Raw genomic sequence first — 17,744 nt, 5'->3', positions numbered from 1 at the left:
CTTTATCTGCGCATCAACGAAAAAACGACGACATTATGCTTCCAGAACTTGGCTTTTTCCTTCTTTTGCTCGCAACAGCTAGCGCATTTTTTCTTGCGTTAGTGCCTCAATTTGGGTTATTCAAAAAAAATTCAACTTTAATTAATGCTGCTTGGCCGCTTAGTTATATTTTTACCCTTGCGACGACGTTCTCAATTGGTTTGCTTGCTTATTCTTTTGCGGTGGATGACTTCACCCTTGAATATGTAGCGACACATTCCAACTCTCAATTACCTACATTTTTTAAAGTGGCTGCCACTTGGGGTGGGCATGAAGGTTCAATGTTGTTTTGGTTATTTTCATTGAGTTTATGGCTTGCCGCTTTTGCTTTTTTTAATCGAAAAAATGACCGCACTTTTTCCGCTCAATCTTTATCTTTATTGGGATTGATTTGCTTTGGTTTTGCGGTGTTTATTTTATTTTATTCCAATCCATTTGGACGTATTTTCCCAGCACCCGCAGAAGGGCGCGATCTCAATCCAATGTTGCAAGATGTGGGATTAATTTTCCATCCACCGTTGTTATATGTTGGCTATGTAGGCTTTGCGGTAAATTTTGCGATGAGTTTGAGTGCGTTGATTTATAACCAGTCTGCACGACAAATTGCACGCTCAATGCGTGGCTGGGTGTTGGTTTCTTGGTTATTTTTAACCATTGGCATTGTGCTCGGTGCGTGGTGGGCATATTACGAACTCGGCTGGGGCGGTTGGTGGTTCTGGGATCCTGTAGAAAATGCCTCTTTAATGCCTTGGTTGCTTGGTTTGGCGTTATTACACAGTTTAATGGCGACAGAAAAACAAGGTGTATTTAGTTATTGGACTACGCTTTTTTCTTTGCTTGCTTTTGCCTTTAGCGTATTAGGCACGTTTATTGTTCGTTCTGGCGCACTCACTTCTGTGCACGCTTTTGCATTGGATAACACGCGCGGTTATGTGTTGTTATTAATTTTCTTTGTTTTGACGGTGTTAGCTTTTGGATTATTCGCCTTACGAGCGGGTAGTTCATCAGAAAGTGCGGTGAAATTTCAGTTCGTTTCTAAATCAGGTGGCATTTTATTACTGAATATTTTGCTTACCATTGCAACCGTTTCCACTTTTTTAGGCACCTTTTACCCGATGTTATTCCAAGCGATGAATTGGGGATCAATTTCGGTGGGTAGTCCTTATTTTAATAGTATTTTCTTCCCAATTATTACGGTGATTTTAATCCTAATGGTGATTTCACTCACCATTCGTTGGGTGCAATTTGATCGCACATTATTGATACGTTGCGTATGGTTGTTGATTCCGTCTTTAATTCTTGCCGGCTTGATGATTTGGCAACAGCTACGCCATAATTCTGCATTACATTTCCACGCTTTCGCCTTTGTGTTATTAACTCTTGCGATTTGGCTTTTGTTCGTCACTTTGTGGCAAAATTGGCGACAAATTCGTTTGTCTCAATTTGGTATGATTTTAGCGCATTGTGGCGTGGCGATTGTGACCATTGGCGCAGTCATGAGTGGTTATTTTGGCAGTGAAATTGGTGTGCGTTTAGCGCCGCAACAAAGTCAAAAATTGGGGCAATATGAATTTCATTATCGTCAATTTTCTAATGAAATCGGGCCAAATTTTACCGCAGAAGTCGCCTTTTTTGATGTGACTGAAAATGGCAAGCCTTATGCAGAAATTATCCCAGAGCGCCGTTATTACGATGTGCGAACTATGACAATGAGCGAAGTGGGACTTGATGGCGGTTTTTGGGGCGATTTATATATTGTGATGGGCGATTCTCTCGGCAAAGGGGAATTTACTTTCCGCTTACATTATAAACCGCTGATTCGTTGGCTTTGGGCTGGCGGTATTTTAATGGCATTTGGCGCACTTTTTAGCGTCTTCGGATTACGCAGAAAACAGGAAAAATAATGAACAAAAAACTTATCTTTTTTGCACCGCTCTTTGTGCTCTTAGGTGTGTGTGTATTATTAATTGCTGGGTTAAATCAAGATCCGAAAAAAATTGCGTCGGCTTTAATTGATAAACCAGTTCCAGAGTTTTATCAGGCTAATTTACATGAGCCGTCACAAATCGTAAGCCCGAAAGATTTTCCTAAACAGCCATTTTTATTAAATGTGTGGGGCAGTTGGTGTGGTTATTGCAAGGAAGAACATCCTCTGTTGATTGAGATTGCAAAAACGTTGCCTATTGTGGGCGTGGATTATCGCGACAATCCGCAAAATGGCATTGAAATGCTCAAGAGAATGGGCAATCCGTTTGTCTTAACCATTGATGATAGTCATGGGGAATTGGGATTAAAATTAGGCGTAGATGGTGCGCCAGAAACTTATCTTGTGGATGAAAATGGTGTGATTCGTTATCGCCATTCTGGTTTACTGGATAAAGAAACTTGGCAAACGGTATTTTTGCCAAAAATTGAAGCAATGAAGAACAAATGAAAAGCATATTAGATATTTTTACTCGCGGTTTTATTCAGGTTCAAAAAATAGTCTTTTTTGCGACCGCACTTTTATTCGCATTTTCCTTATTCGCCCAAGCGGAAATGGTGGATACCTATCAATTTCAAAATCAAGATGATCGTACTCGCGCCGTAGAGTTGGCAAAATCTTTACGCTGTCCACAATGTCAGAACCAAAATTTGGTGGAATCTAATTCTCCAATTGCTTATGACTTGCGTCTTGAAGTGTACAAAATGGTGGATGAGGGCAAAAGTAATCAGCAAATTATCGATCAAATGACCGCTAGATTTGGTGATTTTGTGAATTATAAACCACCGTTCAAATGGAATACGGCATTGTTGTGGCTATTGCCAATCGCTCTTTTAATTTTAGCTGCAGTATTGCTTTATTTCTCAAATAGGAAAAAATCGTCCCTATCTTCAGTCGAGCAGGGAACTGCGTTGGAAAAAGAACAGAGATATTTTTCTGTTAATGCTGAGTCTCATTCGGATCCTAAGCAAAAGGAACAAAAGACAGATTCCTTTGGGAAAAGTAATCACAAACTTTCTTTTGTGGTTTTCTTTTTATTAATTGCGATTCCAACCGCTTATTATTTTTCCCTTGATCGTTTTAGTCGTGTTCAACAAGGTGAGCAATCGATGATTGAGCAACATAATCAAAATGTTGAAATGAATGATGAACACAAAAATGAAAATGTGATTGAGAAGATCCAAAATAAACTGCGAACTGATCCAAATAATGCGGAAACTTGGCTTCAGCTTGGGGAAGTTTATGTGCAGAATAATGAATTTGATAGTGCGCTTGTGGCTTATTCTAACGCAGAAAAAATATCAGGAAGTAAACCTAATATTTTAGGCTTGGCAGCCACCGCACTTTATTATCAAGCAGGCCAGCAAGTGACAGCAAAAGTCGAGCAACTTTTGAATGAAGCGTTGACAAAAGATAAAAATGAAGTATCGAGCCTTTCTTTGTTAGCGACAATTGCCTTAGAAAATCGTCAATATCAACAAGCCGGTGCGTATTTACAGCAGTTATTAGATTCAGGTAATGCGGCAGTGGATCGTCGTTCAGTTATTCAACGAATGAAGATGTTGGATTTTTTACAACGTGGTGAAAAAGGGCAAAATCCGTGAGCCAATATTCTGAAAACATTATTATTGGTGCAGGTGCGGCAGGATTATTTTGTGCGGCACAGTTGGCTAAGCTAGGCAAGTCGGTGACAGTTTTCGACAACGGCAAAAAAATCGGGCGTAAGATTTTGATGTCGGGCGGTGGATTTTGTAATTTCACCAATTTAGAGGTTACGCCCGCTCATTATCTTTCGCAAAATCCTCATTTCGTCAAATCGGCACTGGCTCGTTATACCAATTGGGATTTTATTTCTTTAGTAGCGGAGCAGGGGATTGCTTATCACGAAAAGGAATTGGGGCAATTATTTTGCGATGAGGGCGCAGAACAAATCGTTGAAATGCTGAAATCTGAATGCGATAAATATGGTGCTAAGATTTTATTGCGTAGCGAAGTTTCTCAAGTTGAACGGATTCAAAATGATGAAAAAGCGCTGTTTGTTTTACAGATAAATTCAACCCAATGGCAATGTAAAAATTTGATTATCGCCACTGGTGGGCTCTCTATGCCTGGGCTTGGTGCAACGCCATTTGGCTATCAAATTGCAGAACAATTTGGCATTCCTGTTATTCCTCCTCGCGCGAGTTTAGTTCCTTTTACTTATCGAGAAACAGATAAATTTTTAACCGTACTTTCAGGCATTAGCTTGCCAGTTACGATCACAGCGCAGAGCGGAAAATCTTTTTATAACCAGCTTTTGTTTACTCATCGTGGTATTTCAGGCCCTGCGGTATTGCAAATTTCCAATTATTGGCAGCCAACTGAGTCTGTAGAAATTGATTTATTACCGAACCACAATGTGGAAGAGGAAATTAATCAAGCAAAACAATCTTCGCCAAAACAAATGTTGAAAACCATCTTGGTTCGATTACTTCCGAAAAAATTGGTCGAGCTTTGGATTGAACAAGGCATTGTGCAAGATGAAGTTATCGCTAACATCAGTAAAGTGCGGGTAAAAAATCTAGTGGATTTTATTCATCACTGGGAGTTTACTCCAAATGGCACGGAAGGCTATCGTACGGCAGAAGTCACAATGGGCGGGGTGGACACCAAAGTGATCTCTTCTAAAACAATGGAAAGCAACCAAGTCAGCGGTTTATATTTTATTGGTGAAGTATTGGATGTGACTGGCTGGTTAGGTGGCTATAATTTCCAATGGGCGTGGAGCTCGGCTTATGCTTGTTCACAAGGAATTAGTGAAAAATAGAAGGGGTGTAGAAAATACGTTAGAATTCTTTTAATTAAATCATAAAATAAGGAAGTAAAATATCAAAAAAACTCCCATTACATGCAGCCACAGTAGGCTTTTATTTACGCTCACAAGCATTAAAAGAGGCTCGTTTAAAATTTGCATAAGGTGAAATCTCTCGTGAATAATTAACTGAGATTGAAGATCAAGCAATTACAAAGTTAGTCCAAGCTCGGTTAGATGTAGGTATTCAAATCATCTATTTATTGAGCATTTTAAGAAATTGAATGCTATTGTTGGTGATCGTGGCATAGTTAAATACAGCATCCCTAGTCCCAATCAATTAATGTATCCTATCCAGTGGATGCGGGCATTTATGGTACACGCGAAGAAATCGCTAAAGAGGTTTGGGGCGAAGATTAATTTGATTTTATTGGTAGATAATAAATGGCTCCTTATGGAGCCATTTATTAACGCTGAATTAAATAACGCAATTTTGTTCCATCTTGCTCTACACTTAGCAGTGTATAGCCATGATTTTTAGTATCAATAGGAATATTGTTGATAGATTGTGCGCAATCGCTTAATAGTTCTAAAATTTCACCTTTTTGTAATTGTGGCATGGTTTCTAACATTACAATAGCGGGGTAAGGGCAGGGTTCGCCTAACGTATCTAATGTATAATCGGGTGAAATGTCTTTTGGATCTTTATCTAATTTTTGAACAATAGTAAATGCCATGATTATGCTCCTTTTGGTTAATTACATCCACAGCCAGTTTGTGCGGTTATTTGAGATTTTGCTTTGGCTAAGAAACGACGTTCCCACCAGACTACGGCAATTAAACATAAAATTAATAAACCGTAATTCACAAGTAAGCCACCTACGGGCCCGAAAGATTTTAGTAAATTAAGTTTTTCGTAATCAAGTGCTAAAACAGGAGCGATATCATCCCAAACATAGGCGAGATAAGTTGATCCGACTACGTTACCTAAGCCAACCCACATAAAGTGTACTTGACCTTCCATTGAGCGATACATCCAACCTGTTTCACAACCACCAGCGAGTACAATACCAAAGCCGAATAATAAACCGCCAATAATAGCATTGGGGCCAGCCCACATAATTTTAGGTGAGACGCCAAGTTGAATGTAGCTAAATACACCAATTGTGCCCACTAATATTCCAAAAATAATCGCTTTTGCCATATAAGCACGCCCTGTTACCCATAAGTCACGGAAAGCTGAGGTAAAACAAATTTGAGCTCGTTCAATTAATAACCCGAAAGCCAAACCACAAACCATAGCAAAACCAAGTTTAATAGATTGAGTCATTACATAAAGTGAAGCAATAAGATAAGCAAAAAATACAACCATACCAATCCAGAAACGGCGTTGTGCTTGTTTAGGATCTGTTTCTTTTATTTTCGCTGCGCCTTTTTTCAGTTCTAATTTAACGCGAAATATTGGTAATAATGTGACTTTCACACCCGCATAAGTACCTATTGCTGTTGCGATAGTGAAGAACCAAGCGTGTACCGAAAATTGTGGAATACCTGTAAAAAGTGAAGCTAAATTACATCCCATTGCTAAACGTGCGCCAAATCCTGCTAATGCACCGCCAATTAAAGCTTGAACAATCCGACGTTTATGTGGTTGGTTGCGCCATTTTACATTATTTGCCCAAAGTGCTGCAGAAATACAACCTGCAAACATGCCTAAGATCATGACACCATCAACACGTGAGAAGATATTACCTTGCATTCCTATGATTTTGTAGTAACTCCATTCAGATACATCAACGCCTAATGCTTGTAATGCATGCCCTCCCCACCGAGTAAATTCCCCTGTAACAGCCCAATAAGTGCCTGTTACCCCAAAGTAATAAGCGGAAAGCAAACCCGCTGCAGTCACTGCAACAATCGGATTCCAGTATTTAATTAAATAATTTTGTTTAAATTGTAGCCAAATCTCTTTCATAAGATAACCTAAATTTATTGAAAAGAAAGATTTGCAAGAAAGGTATAAATAATGAATACAGTGAAAAAAAGAAGTGCCCATTTTCCTATACACAAAACTTGCGATATAAGACAAATGAAATTTGTCAGATAAAATAATAACATTATTTTAACAATAAAGGCAAAACCTTTATAGCTTTGCCTTTATAAATATCATATTTTTCGATTAAAGAATATCTAATAATTCTACTTCAAATACGAGTGTTGAGAATGGCGGAATTGATGCGCCAGCTCCACGTTCACCGTAAGCAAGTTCGTGTGGAATTGTGAGTTTCCATTTAGAACCGACCGGCATCATTTGTAATGCTTCAACCCAACCACGGATTACGCCATTTACTGGGAATTCAGCTGGTGTGCCACGAGCCACAGAGCTGTCGAATACGGTGCCATCTGGTAATGTACCAGTGTAGTGTACACGCACTTTATCTGTTGCAGATGGTTTTGCACCATTGCCTTCAGTCATGATTTCGTATTGCAAACCGCTGTCGGTTACGTTTACGCCCGCTTTTTTCGCATTCTCTTCTAAGAATTTTTTGCCTTCTTCTTCAATGGCTTTAAATTGCGCTTGTTGTGCTTCAGTTGCTTGTTGTTGAAGAGCTTGAACAGAATGCATTAAATCATTGATGTCTAATGCAGGTTGATTATGGTTTAACGCGTCAAAAATGCCTTTTGCCACAGCTTCAACGGTGATCTCCATTTGGCTATCGGCTAATTGTTGACCAATTTGTAAACCAATACCGTAGCTACCTTTTTCAGAAATGCTTTCTAATTTTACTTGTTCAAAATTCATTTGATGTTTTCCTTTCGTTAAAAATTATTTTTTATATGCCAAGATTTCGCCCATGCGAACAGGTTCGTTGACGCTTAAATGATCAGCTAAACGGACTTGATTTGCTTGGAATAAATTAATTACTGTCGAACCAAGTTGGAACCAACCCATTTCTTGACCTTTCAATAATTTGACCGCACTTTCTCCTTCATAAGTCCAAGTTTTCACTTCGTTGTGGCGTGGTGGATTAATTACGCCCGCCCAAGTTGTGCCAATGCTTGCAGTAATGGTTGCACCGACTAAAATTTGTACCATTGTGCCAAATTCAGTATCAAATACACAAATCACACGTTCATTACGCGCAAATAAATTGGGTACATGTTGGGCTAAAAATGGATTCACAGAGAATAAATCACCCGGCACATAAATCATTTTACGCAACGTACCATCGCACGGCATATGTACTCGGTGGTAATCACGAGGAGAAAGATAAGTGGTAGCAAATTCACCATTTTTAAAGGTTTCCACTAATTCTTTATCTTCTGCCAGTAAGCCTTCTAGGCTGAAAAAATGCCCTTTAGCTTGCAATAAAAGATTATCGTCAATATGACCGCACTCGCTAATGCGCCCGTCTGCTGGTAAACAAAGTGCGGTAGGATTTTGATTAATTGGACGCGCGTTTTCTTTTAACGGACGAATAAAAAATTCATTAAAACTTGCGTAATCAGAAAATTGTTCTTTTTGCGCAATGCTCATATCAATGTTGTATTTTTTCGCAAAAGCTTTAATTACAACATGGGTTAGCACACCCCATTTTTGTTTAGCAAACCAGCCAGCAATTTGAGTTAAATAAATTTGCGGCATAACATATTGAAATGCCACCTTTAAGCGTTGCCAATAAGAATTTGAAGTCATCATTATCTTTCCTTGTTAAAAAAGAGGCGTGATTATAGCAATTTTTGTTATAGTTCCAACCTTTTTAGTTAGCGGATAATTTCCTTTATTGAGTTATCCAATAAAAAATGTGATTTCCCTTTGACTATCTTCGCAACAACAGGTAATATTCACGCCCTATGCAAAAGGTAAAACTACCCCTAACCGTTGATCCGGTAAAAGATGCTCAAAGACGGCTTGATTATGTTGGCTATTATGCTGCTAATCAGCTTGAGCGTTTGGCCGAATCAGTGGTAAACGTGCTCAGCGATGCACAGGTAACATTATCGTTTTATATTGATCCACAAAAATTAGTGGTGATGAAAGGTAATGTACAAGTTGATGTTGAATTAGAATGTCAGCGTTGTAACGAGCCTTACAAACAAACATTGGAATGTGAGTTTACTTATAGTCCAGTGGCTAATTGGGATCAAGCTGATGTATTGCCGGAAATTTATGAGCCAATCGAGTTCAATGAGTTTGGCGAAATAGATTTAATTGGCACGGTGGAAGATGAGCTAATTTTAGCTTTGCCGCTTGTACCAATGCATTCATCTGAACACTGTGAAGTGTCCGCGCAGGAACAGGTTTTTGGCGAATTGCCTGACGAATTGGCAAAAAAACCGAACCCGTTCGCTGTATTAGCTAATTTAAAGCAAAAGTAAATTAAATTTAGGAGTATGGCCAATGGCTGTTCAACAAAATAAAAAATCTCGTTCACGTCGTGACATGCGTCGTTCACACGATGCGTTAACTACTGCTGCAGTATCAGTGGATAAAGCAAGCGGTGAAACTCACTTACGCCACCACGTAACTGCAGATGGTTACTATCGTGGTCGTAAAGTGATCAATAAGTAATTTTTACTTATAGGTATTCACTTGACTCGTCTAACCTTAGCGTTAGATGTGATGGGCGGGGACATTGGTCCCCGTATTCCTATCTCTGCCTCTCTTTTAGCGTTGGAAAATGATCCTGAGCTTTCTTTAATCCTCTTTGGCGATAGCCAACAAATTTCTCCTCTTCTCAATAACTGTTCTCAATCAGTTTTAGAACGAATACAAGTTCAACATTGCTCAAGTGTTATCGAAAATAATCAAGGCATATCTTATGCGTTGCGTCATAGTAAAGGTACATCAATGCGTTTAGCATTAGAAACGGTACAACGTGGCAAAGCGCAAGGTTGTGTCAGTGCGGGCAATACAGCGGCATTAATGGGATTGTCGAAGATTTTATTGCAGCCTTTACAAGGCATTGCACGTCCTGCATTGATTTCTTTTATTCCGACCATTGATGGTGAAAAATCAGTGATGTTGGATCTTGGTGCAAATATTGAGTGTAGTGCGGAAAATCTTTATCAATTTGCTATAATGGGTGCGATTTTTGCTGAAGCTCGACTTAATTTGGTGTATCCGAGAATTGGATTATTGAATATTGGTATTGAAGAAATCAAAGGCCATCAATCTATTCGTGATGCTGCTAATTTACTGCAAAAATCAACCGCACTTAATTATGTCGGATTTATCGAAGGTGATGTTTTATTGAATGGGAAAGCCGACGTAATTGTGAGTGATGGATTTGCAGGCAATGTCGCGTTGAAAACCTTAGAAGGGGCGGTGAGAAATTTGTTATCTTTGTTTAAAGATAAAGCGAATTCACGTTTTATAAAGCCCATTCTTGCTTGGCTTTTTCGCTTTGTATTTAAACAATGCTATAAACGCTTGAAACGAATTAACCCTGATGAATATAATGGCGCATCACTTATTGGCTTAAAAGCTGTGGTGGTAAAAAGTCACGGTAGTGCAAACGTGAATGCTTTTGCACATGCTATTGCTGATGCCGCTTTCCAAGCTCGCCAGCAACTTCCAGAAAAAATATTGGCTGGGCTTTCTCGTTATTAATGACTTAATTTTTATTTATTATGAATAGCAGAATTTTATCTACTGGTAGTTATTTACCAAGCTACATCCGCACAAATGCGGAATTGGAAAAAATGGTTGATACATCAGATGAATGGATTGTCACTCGTTCCGGTATTCGTGAACGTCGTATCGCAGCGGCAGATGAAACTGTTGCAACAATGGGATTTGAGGCAGCAAAAAATGCGATCGAGGCTGCTCAAATTAATCCTCAAGATATTGAACTGATTATTGTTGCAACTACAAGTAATTCACATGCTTATCCAAGTGCCGCGTGCCAAGTGCAAGGTTTATTAAATATTGATGATGCGATTTCTTTTGATTTAGCCGCAGCTTGTACAGGCTTTGTCTATGCATTGAGCGTGGCAGATCAATTTATTCGTGCAGGCAAGGTGAAAAAAGCCTTGGTGATTGGTTCAGATCTCAATTCTCGTAAATTAGATGAAACAGATCGCAGCACTGTTGTGCTATTTGGTGATGGTGCTGGAGCGGTCTTTCTTGAAGCGGGTGAACAAGAAGGGATTATTTCTACTCATTTACATGCTTCAGCAGATAAAAATAATGCCCTTGTTTTAGCTCAGCCAGAACGTGGTATAGAAAAATCTGGATATATTGAGATGCAAGGTAACGAAACCTTCAAATTGGCAGTTAGTGAACTTTCAAATGTGGTGGAAGAAACGCTTTTAGCAAATAATTTAGATAAAAAAGATTTAGACTGGCTTGTACCACACCAAGCAAATTTACGTATTATTACAGCGACAGCTAAAAAATTAGAAATGGATATGTCGCAAGTTGTGGTAACGTTAGATAAATACGCTAACAACAGTGCAGCAACTGTTCCAGTCGCTTTAGATGAAGCTGTTCGAGATGGCCGTATTCAACGTGGGCAGTTACTATTATTAGAAGCCTTTGGCGGTGGTTGGACTTGGGGTTCAGCGTTAGTACGCTTCTAATTAATTTGTTAGAATGGATAAGTAATTTAAAAAGTGCGGTAAAATTTGACCGCACTTTTTCTGTTAAAGAGTCAGGGATTCGCCTGACGGCAACTTACTTTTTCTTTGCTTTGCCAAAGAAAAAGTAAGCAAAAAGAAAAGTAACCCTGCTTTGCCTTGTTTCCTGAAAAAATAGAAATTTGCTTCACGGAAATTTGCTGAACTCGCTTCGCTCAAACAGACGCAAATTTCCTACAAATTTCTATTTTTCCAGGCGGCAAAGAAGGGAACCCGATTTATTCTTTCTTCGATGTAAAGTGCGGTGAAAATTCAAAATGTTTTTCACTCTAAAAATGAACTCAAAATCAATTGCACTTTTTAAATAATGCTCCGATTAAATTTGGGCCCCATATAAATCGCCTTTGTGACTTTCAATTTTTAGGCAATTTGCGTCTGTTTGAGCGAAGCGAGTTCAGCAAATTGCCGTAAAGAAAATTGAAACAAAGCAAAGATCAGCGATTTAATTGGGGAGTGTTTCTTTTGCCTACTTTGCTTTGCACAAGCAAAGAAAAGTAGGTCGCCGTCAGGCGAAATCCTGATGTCAATTATCGAAAAATATTTTTAATTAAAACAATAGGACAAAACATAATGAAAAAATTCGCAATGGTCTTCCCAGGCCAAGGCTCCCAAACTGTCGGTATGCTTGCTGATCTTGCAACTGAATATCCAATCGTTACTGAAACATTTAAACAAGCATCTGATGCTCTTGGATATGATTTATGGCATCTTGTTCAACAAGGCCCAGTTGAAGAACTCAATAAAACTTGGCAAACTCAGCCTGCACTTTTAGCTGCATCTGTAGCTATTTATCGCGTATGGCAAGAAATATTTCCTCAATTAAAACCAGAAGTGATGGCAGGCCATAGCTTAGGTGAATATTCTGCGTTAGTTTGTGCTGGCGTGTTGGATTTCCAAGATGCGATTAAATTAGTGGAATTGCGCGGAAAATTAATGCAACAAGCTGTGCCTGAAGGCACTGGTGCAATGTATGCAATTATTGGTTTAGATAATGAAGCGATTATTAATGCTTGTAAACAAGCGGAAGAAGGTGAAGTTGTATCAGCAGTGAACTTTAACTCACCAGGCCAAGTCGTTATCGCTGGTGCGAAAGCTGCAGTTGAGCGTGCGGCTGCATTATGTAAAGACGCGGGAGCGAAACGTGCATTGCCATTAGCGGTGAGCGTACCTTCTCACTGTGCCTTGATGAAACCAGCAGCAGAGCAATTAGCTGTAAAACTTGAGAATATTCAAATTAATACACCAACAACATCAGTATTAAATAACGTTGATGTGAAAGCTGAAACTGAAGGTGCAGAAATTCGTACCGCACTTGTTCGTCAGTTATATAGCCCAGTTCGTTGGACTGAAACAGTTGAAAAAATGGCGCAAGATGGTGTTCAAGCGCTTGTTGAAGTGGGACCGGGTAAAGTATTAAATGGTTTAACTAAACGCATTGTGAGTGATTTACAAGCAATATCTGTAAATGATGTTGCATCATTCAATGCTGTAGAAGAATTTTTAGCGTAAAAGGAAGAAAAAATGCAAGGTAAAATTGCTTTAGTGACAGGGGCTACTCGTGGTATTGGCCGTGCGATTGCAGAGGAACTTAGTTCAAAAGGTGCATTTGTAATTGGTACTGCAACATCTGAAAAAGGTGCAGAGGCAATTTCTGCATATTTAGGAGATAAAGGTAAAGGTTTAGTTTTAAACGTAACGGATAAAGAATCTATCGAAACTTTACTTGAGCAAATTAAAAATGATTTTGGCGATATTGATATTCTCGTAAATAACGCAGGTATTACTCGCGATAATTTATTGATGCGTATGAAAGATGATGAGTGGTTTGATATTATGCAAACTAACTTAACTTCGGTGTATCATCTTTCTAAAGCCATGTTACGTTCAATGATGAAAAAACGTTTTGGTCGTATCATCAATATTGGTTCAGTGGTGGGTTCAATGGGGAATCCAGGACAAGCTAACTATTGTGCGGCAAAAGCGGGTGTGATCGGTTTTTCTAAATCTTTAGCGAAAGAAGTGGCTGCACGAGGTATTACTGTAAATGTGGTTGCACCAGGTTTTATTGCAACGGATATGACAGAAGTGCTTACTGATGAACAAAAAGCGGGTATTTTATCTAATGTTCCTGCTGGTCGTTTAGGTGAAGCCAAAGATATTGCTAAAGCCGTTGCTTTCTTAGCTTCTGATGATGCGGCTTACATTACGGGCACAACCTTGCATGTAAATGGTGGTTTATATATGAGCTAATGCTGAAAATCAGCATTTCTCTTTATTTAGACTTGAGCGGTGTTCTAAACACAAAATCATAGCCAAAGATTTTAGATAATGTTAGAATCCCATTCGCAGTGTAGCTTGGTTACGCCTTGAGCGTATGCAAAGGTACGTAACTATTTTTAATGTGTGTATTCAGATTGCCCATTTTGTGGTGCGACCAGCCTATAAAATAGTTGCAAGTTGATAAAAAATACATACACTAACCGCTCTTTTATGAGTTAAAACCAACAAAATAGGAAAAACAAATGAGTATTGAAGAACGCGTGAAAAAAATCATCGTTGAACAATTAGGTGTTAAAGAAGAAGATGTTAAATCTGAAGCTTCTTTCGTTGAAGATTTAGGTGCGGACTCTTTAGACACAGTTGAATTAGTAATGGCTTTAGAAGAAGAATTCGATATCGAAATTCCAGATGAAGAAGCTGAAAAAATCACAACTGTTCAATCTGCGATTGACTACGTGCAAAACAATCAATAATTTCAAGTTGGGCGACTTTTTAAGTCGCCTAATTTTTTTCAAAAATTTCTTTCTAACATCACCGCACTTTTCTCTTATTCCAGCATTGTAAAATTGATCTGAATTATCTTTTAATTCAATTCTTGCTCTAAAATTTAAAAAATATCTAGTTTTATTCCTCAAAAAGGGTATTATTTTTACAGTTTTTTTATTTTTGAGGTACTTATGCTTTATTTAGAATTTTTATTCTTATTATTAATGCTTTATATGGGCAGCCGTTATGGTGGTATCGGATTAGGCGTTGTTTCTGGTATCGGTCTTGCTATCGAAGTTTTCGTATTCCGTATGCCAGTGGGGAAAGCACCGATTGATGTAATGCTCATCATTCTTGCAGTGGTGACTTGTGCATCCGTACTTGAAGCTGCAGGCGGTTTGAAATTTATGTTACAAATTGCCGAACGCATTCTCCGTAAAAATCCAAAACGTGTAACTTTACTCGGCCCATTAGTCGTGTATTTATTAACGTTTATGCTTGGTACTGGTCACTCTGTTTACACAATTATGCCAATCATCGGCGATGTTGCATTGAAAAACAAAATCCGTCCAGAACGTCCAATGGCTGCCTCTTCGGTGGCATCTCAATTAGCCATCACATCTAGCCCACTCTCTGCAGCTGTTGTCTTCTATCTAGGTAAAATTACTGCAATGCCTGGTTTTGAGCATATTAGTTTGTTAGATATTATTTGTGTGACTGTTCCTGCAACCTTAGCGGGTACCATAGCGCTTTCTTTATATAGTATGCGTCGTGGTAAAGAGTTGGAACAAGATCCTGAATATCAACGTCGTTTACAAGATCCAGTATGGCGCGAACGTATTTTCAATACCACAAGCACAACATTGAATGAAGCCCTTCCACAAGGCGCTAAAAAATCAGTTTATTTGTTCTTATTAGCATTAGTTGTGATTGTTGCGATTGCGATGATTCCTGAAATTCGTACTATCGGTAGCGGAAAAGCGATTTCCATGTCACTAATCATCCAAATGATGATGCTTTGCTTTGGTGGTGTGATTTTACTTGCAACGAAAACGAATCCTCAAATCGTGCCAAATGGCGTGGTATTTAAGTCTGGTATGGTGGCAGCGATTGCGATTTATGGTATTGCTTGGATGAGCGATACATACTTCCAATATGCAATGCCAGAATTTAAAGCCGCGATTACTGACATGGTTCAAACTTATCCTTGGACATTCGCATTGGCATTATTTGCAGTTTCAGTCGTAATTAATAGCCAAGCTGCAACCGCAGTTATGTTATTACCTGTGGGTATTGGCTTAGGTATTCCAGCACCAATCTTGGTTGGTTTAATGCCAGCAACTTATGCCTATTTCTTTATTCCAAATTATCCATCAGACATTGCAACAGTAAACTTTGATGTAACGGGTACAACGAAAATTGGTAAATATTATTTTAACCACAGTTTTATGGTGCCAGGTTTAATTGGGGTTGTTGTCGCTTGCTTGGTAGGTGTTTCTGTGGCGGAATTAGTGATTCGCTAATTTACACACAAACTAAATCCTTTTAATATAAAAGCACCTTTGAATGGTGCTTTTATTTTTATGACAACCTACATCGCCTACGGCAATATAAATCAACCTTTTTCTTTGGAATCCTTACCCGATGAACTGATTCCAGAAAATCTGTATCAAATTGAAACGGATAGTTCGCGTGTTTTTCAGCGTCATCAGTGCCGTCGGCTTGCCCACTTATTACTTTTCCAACTTCTAAAAATAGCAGGAAAATCCACCGCACTTTTATCTCAAATTCATCGTACTGAAAGTGGCAGACCTTATTTTCTAGATGATCGAATAGATTTTAATATTAGCCATTCTGGTGATTGGGTGGCGGTAATATTAGATATTAGAAATGAAGAAAAAAGTGCGGTGGGAATTGATATTGAATTTCCTAAAATAAGAAATTTTACGGCGTTGATGGAACATATTGCACCAAAAGAAGAAATTGATTGGTTTCATCATCAGCAGGATTCTTTGAAGGCTTTTTATCATTGTTGGTGTTTGAGAGAGGCTGTATTGAAATCCCAAGGATTTGGAATCGTAAAATTATCCAATGTTCGTCATTTTCCTGAACAACAAAAAATTTTTTCAGATTATTGCCCGCAGGGGAAGTTGTGGTTTACTGATGAACTCCCTATTTATTTAGCCGCTTTTGTCAATCATCAAGAAAAATTACCGCACTTTTATGAGTGGAGTGGGGAACGATTGCAACTTAAAATACTACAAGAATTCAGCTTTTATCATGTGAACTAGAGGGGCTATTATTATATTTAAAACCTCACCGTAAGGAGCCGTCAAAATAGTGATTAAGCGCAAGAAATCAGTAAACAAATTAGCCTTATTAAAAAAGGGATTGATGATTACGGCATTGGTAGTGAAAAAGACCTGGCGATTCGTGCGGTGACAGCAGCATTACAAGCAGCGGCACAAAACGATACTTTGGCTGGATATAGTATGGGAGTAGAAGGTTGTTATTATCGGTGTATAGGTTACGGCGAAACAATTTCGTCTACGCCTAAGAAAATACTTTCAATTGGTGTTGAGCAGAGATTCTCAATTGAGACTGAATACACGGAGAAATTAAAATGAATAATGTATTGAAATTTTTATTTATATCTTGTTTCTTTTTTCTTCTCTTATCTTTGTTAAAAGAAGGTGCTGTTGATAAGGGAAAAAATAATAAAAAAAGCAAGATATTTATATGCTTGTTTTGGAAAGATATAAAGATAAAATTGTTGATATATCTGATTCTAACAGGACCTATGCGTCTGTAAAATTCTACATAAAAGAAACTAATTATAATGAGTTAAATGATTTTATATTATCTCTAGGGTTTGTTAAGGTTAGTGATGGAGATTATTGTAAAGGTGAACAATATATGGGAGTAAACTTTTATGATGGACTATTTTTTTTAAATTATTTTTATCCTGATTTAGATATATGTCATTTGAAGTAGATAGATTTAATCAGGATATTGTGGGAACTCTTATCAAGGTAAAGATACATCAGCCAGTGATTTAGCTTGGAGCGGTACAACAGGATTTATTACTGGTGGAATAAATTTTAAAACGACATTGATAGTGAATACCGTGAGTTCAGGCTTGCAAGGATATTTTGAGTCTAATGAGGATTCAATTAAACATGCTGGTTATAAAGCGGCTTCATCTGCTATCGCAACTTCATTGGGTGGAGCTGTAGGTAAAAGTATGGAAAAAGCCGCTGATATGGCTATTCTAAAAGGTCTTAGTAAAAATCGGAGTTATTATAATCCTGAGTATAGAAATAGGAGCTTTTATTATACTGGTTATGAGGATTATAAGAAATATCCGGTTAGATTGGGGGTTGCAGCTGACTCGTTTACAGGTGAGTCATTAAATAAATTTTTAGAAAGCGATGAGCAAGATATTAGAAATTTTTCCAGAGAGAGTTTATATGCTAAGTAGATTAATGAGTTTTTTAGTTTATTTTACTGGTTATTCTTTGT

The 17,744-nt window shown here is 38.3% G+C and carries 18 protein-coding genes and 1 pseudogene; 15 read left to right on the top strand and 4 right to left on the bottom strand.

Translation table 11 applies throughout. The annotated features are described in order from the left end of the window. The first annotated feature begins 35 nt into the window (after positions 1–35). The 5 genes and pseudogenes from nrfE to AC6H22_RS05115 form a co-directional block, all read left to right on the top strand. Complete coding sequence (gene nrfE, locus AC6H22_RS05135; protein WP_497515457.1) at positions 36–1,943, top strand: heme lyase NrfEFG subunit NrfE; 1,908 nt, start codon at positions 36–38, stop codon at positions 1,941–1,943. Next, positions 1,943–2,473, top strand: coding sequence for a DsbE family thiol:disulfide interchange protein (locus AC6H22_RS05130; protein ID WP_005627344.1), 531 nt, complete (start codon positions 1,943–1,945; stop codon positions 2,471–2,473). Before nrfE ends, AC6H22_RS05130 begins: the two co-directional genes overlap by 1 nt. Then, on the top strand, positions 2,470–3,627 hold the full coding sequence (nrfF, locus tag AC6H22_RS05125) for a heme lyase NrfEFG subunit NrfF (RefSeq protein WP_497513555.1): 1,158 nt from the start codon (positions 2,470–2,472) through the stop codon (positions 3,625–3,627). The genes AC6H22_RS05130 and nrfF overlap by 4 nt, the downstream gene beginning before the upstream one ends. Then, positions 3,624–4,829, top strand: coding sequence for a BaiN/RdsA family NAD(P)/FAD-dependent oxidoreductase (locus AC6H22_RS05120; protein ID WP_497513553.1), 1,206 nt, complete (start codon positions 3,624–3,626; stop codon positions 4,827–4,829). Before nrfF ends, AC6H22_RS05120 begins: the two co-directional genes overlap by 4 nt. Before the next feature lie 202 nt (positions 4,830–5,031). Then, positions 5,032–5,219, top strand: a pseudogene (locus AC6H22_RS05115) (5-methyltetrahydropteroyltriglutamate--homocysteine S-methyltransferase); the annotation flags it as partial. A 62-nt stretch (positions 5,220–5,281) separates the two neighbouring features. Here AC6H22_RS05115 and yedF read toward each other — a convergent pair. The 4 genes from yedF to asd all read right to left on the bottom strand — a co-directional run bounded on the left by yedF (position 5,282) and on the right by asd (position 8,511). Continuing rightward, on the bottom strand, positions 5,282–5,551 hold the full coding sequence (yedF, locus tag AC6H22_RS05110) for a sulfurtransferase-like selenium metabolism protein YedF (protein ID WP_005627337.1): 270 nt from the start codon (positions 5,549–5,551) through the stop codon (positions 5,282–5,284). A gap of 17 nt (positions 5,552–5,568) precedes the next feature. Next, on the bottom strand, positions 5,569–6,789 hold the full coding sequence (gene yedE, locus AC6H22_RS05105) for a selenium metabolism membrane protein YedE/FdhT (RefSeq protein ID WP_118789831.1): 1,221 nt from the start codon (positions 6,787–6,789) through the stop codon (positions 5,569–5,571). Between the two features lie 204 nt (positions 6,790–6,993). Further along, entirely contained in the window at positions 6,994–7,617 is a 624-nt protein-coding gene (gene bamJ / locus AC6H22_RS05100; protein ID WP_005627333.1) for a BamJ family beta-barrel-assembly machinery protein, read from the bottom strand. A 24-nt stretch (positions 7,618–7,641) separates the two neighbouring features. Continuing rightward, the gene (asd, locus tag AC6H22_RS05095; RefSeq protein ID WP_032825584.1) at positions 7,642–8,511 is read right to left on the bottom strand and encodes an archaetidylserine decarboxylase; all 870 of its coding nucleotides are present in this window, start codon (positions 8,509–8,511) and stop codon (positions 7,642–7,644) included. 158 nt (positions 8,512–8,669) lie between these two features. Here asd and yceD point away from each other — a divergent pair, with 158 nt between their 5' ends. The 10 genes from yceD to AC6H22_RS05045 all read left to right on the top strand — a co-directional run bounded on the left by yceD (position 8,670) and on the right by AC6H22_RS05045 (position 17,703). Further along, the gene (yceD, locus tag AC6H22_RS05090; RefSeq protein ID WP_005627329.1) at positions 8,670–9,194 is read left to right on the top strand and encodes a 23S rRNA accumulation protein YceD; all 525 of its coding nucleotides are present in this window, start codon (positions 8,670–8,672) and stop codon (positions 9,192–9,194) included. 22 nt (positions 9,195–9,216) lie between these two features. Further along, positions 9,217–9,387 (top strand): 50S ribosomal protein L32, encoded by a 171-nt coding sequence (rpmF, locus tag AC6H22_RS05085; RefSeq protein WP_005544470.1) that lies wholly within the window; start codon positions 9,217–9,219, stop codon positions 9,385–9,387. A 21-nt stretch (positions 9,388–9,408) separates the two neighbouring features. Then, on the top strand, positions 9,409–10,428 hold the full coding sequence (gene plsX, locus AC6H22_RS05080) for a phosphate acyltransferase PlsX (protein WP_005627327.1): 1,020 nt from the start codon (positions 9,409–9,411) through the stop codon (positions 10,426–10,428). Positions 10,429–10,448: 20 nt separating this feature from the next. Beyond that, a complete protein-coding gene (locus AC6H22_RS05075; protein ID WP_497513550.1) occupies positions 10,449–11,399 on the top strand; it encodes a beta-ketoacyl-ACP synthase III in 951 nt (316 codons plus the stop codon). A gap of 627 nt (positions 11,400–12,026) precedes the next feature. Next, on the top strand, positions 12,027–12,965 hold the full coding sequence (gene fabD, locus AC6H22_RS05070) for an ACP S-malonyltransferase (protein WP_114892584.1): 939 nt from the start codon (positions 12,027–12,029) through the stop codon (positions 12,963–12,965). Positions 12,966–12,977: 12 nt separating this feature from the next. Beyond that, positions 12,978–13,706, top strand: coding sequence for a 3-oxoacyl-ACP reductase FabG (gene fabG, locus AC6H22_RS05065; protein WP_005627320.1), 729 nt, complete (start codon positions 12,978–12,980; stop codon positions 13,704–13,706). A gap of 272 nt (positions 13,707–13,978) precedes the next feature. Further along, a complete protein-coding gene (acpP, locus tag AC6H22_RS05060; RefSeq protein WP_005627318.1) occupies positions 13,979–14,209 on the top strand; it encodes an acyl carrier protein in 231 nt (76 codons plus the stop codon). A gap of 204 nt (positions 14,210–14,413) precedes the next feature. Then, positions 14,414–15,745: an anaerobic C4-dicarboxylate transporter gene (locus AC6H22_RS05055; RefSeq protein WP_005627315.1), complete on the top strand. Its 1,332-nt coding sequence runs from the start codon at positions 14,414–14,416 to the stop codon at positions 15,743–15,745. A gap of 60 nt (positions 15,746–15,805) precedes the next feature. Continuing rightward, positions 15,806–16,513, top strand: a complete 708-nt coding sequence (locus tag AC6H22_RS05050) for a 4'-phosphopantetheinyl transferase family protein (RefSeq protein WP_005627311.1) — start codon at positions 15,806–15,808, stop codon at positions 16,511–16,513. An 827-nt stretch (positions 16,514–17,340) separates the two neighbouring features. After that, positions 17,341–17,703: a hypothetical protein gene (locus tag AC6H22_RS05045; protein WP_497513547.1), complete on the top strand. Its 363-nt coding sequence runs from the start codon at positions 17,341–17,343 to the stop codon at positions 17,701–17,703. Positions 17,704–17,744 lie beyond the last annotated feature (41 nt).

It is taken from the genome of Haemophilus sp. THUN1690 (assembly GCF_059704375.1).
Note: the sequence above shows the minus strand (reverse complement) of the source record. Positions and strands in the feature narration are given on the sequence as shown.

What these genes read in the sequence shown, in the direction of transcription:
- asd (WP_032825584.1), bottom strand. Translation starts at nt 8,511, where the DNA reads ATGACTTCAAATTCTTATTGGCAACGCTTAAAGGTGGCATTTCAATAT.
- fabG (WP_005627320.1), top strand. Translation starts at nt 12,978, where the DNA reads ATGCAAGGTAAAATTGCTTTAGTGACAGGGGCTACTCGTGGTATTGGC.
- AC6H22_RS05130 (WP_005627344.1), top strand. Translation starts at nt 1,943, where the DNA reads ATGAACAAAAAACTTATCTTTTTTGCACCGCTCTTTGTGCTCTTAGGT.
- acpP (WP_005627318.1), top strand. Translation starts at nt 13,979, where the DNA reads ATGAGTATTGAAGAACGCGTGAAAAAAATCATCGTTGAACAATTAGGT.
- rpmF (WP_005544470.1), top strand. Translation starts at nt 9,217, where the DNA reads ATGGCTGTTCAACAAAATAAAAAATCTCGTTCACGTCGTGACATGCGT.
- fabD (WP_114892584.1), top strand. Translation starts at nt 12,027, where the DNA reads ATGAAAAAATTCGCAATGGTCTTCCCAGGCCAAGGCTCCCAAACTGTC.
- yedE (WP_118789831.1), bottom strand. Translation starts at nt 6,789, where the DNA reads ATGAAAGAGATTTGGCTACAATTTAAACAAAATTATTTAATTAAATAC.
- bamJ (WP_005627333.1), bottom strand. Translation starts at nt 7,617, where the DNA reads ATGAATTTTGAACAAGTAAAATTAGAAAGCATTTCTGAAAAAGGTAGC.
- nrfF (WP_497513555.1), top strand. Translation starts at nt 2,470, where the DNA reads ATGAAAAGCATATTAGATATTTTTACTCGCGGTTTTATTCAGGTTCAA.
- yedF (WP_005627337.1), bottom strand. Translation starts at nt 5,551, where the DNA reads ATGGCATTTACTATTGTTCAAAAATTAGATAAAGATCCAAAAGACATT.
- nrfE (WP_497515457.1), top strand. Translation starts at nt 36, where the DNA reads ATGCTTCCAGAACTTGGCTTTTTCCTTCTTTTGCTCGCAACAGCTAGC.
- yceD (WP_005627329.1), top strand. Translation starts at nt 8,670, where the DNA reads ATGCAAAAGGTAAAACTACCCCTAACCGTTGATCCGGTAAAAGATGCT.
- AC6H22_RS05050 (WP_005627311.1), top strand. Translation starts at nt 15,806, where the DNA reads ATGACAACCTACATCGCCTACGGCAATATAAATCAACCTTTTTCTTTG.
- AC6H22_RS05055 (WP_005627315.1), top strand. Translation starts at nt 14,414, where the DNA reads ATGCTTTATTTAGAATTTTTATTCTTATTATTAATGCTTTATATGGGC.
- AC6H22_RS05075 (WP_497513550.1), top strand. Translation starts at nt 10,449, where the DNA reads ATGAATAGCAGAATTTTATCTACTGGTAGTTATTTACCAAGCTACATC.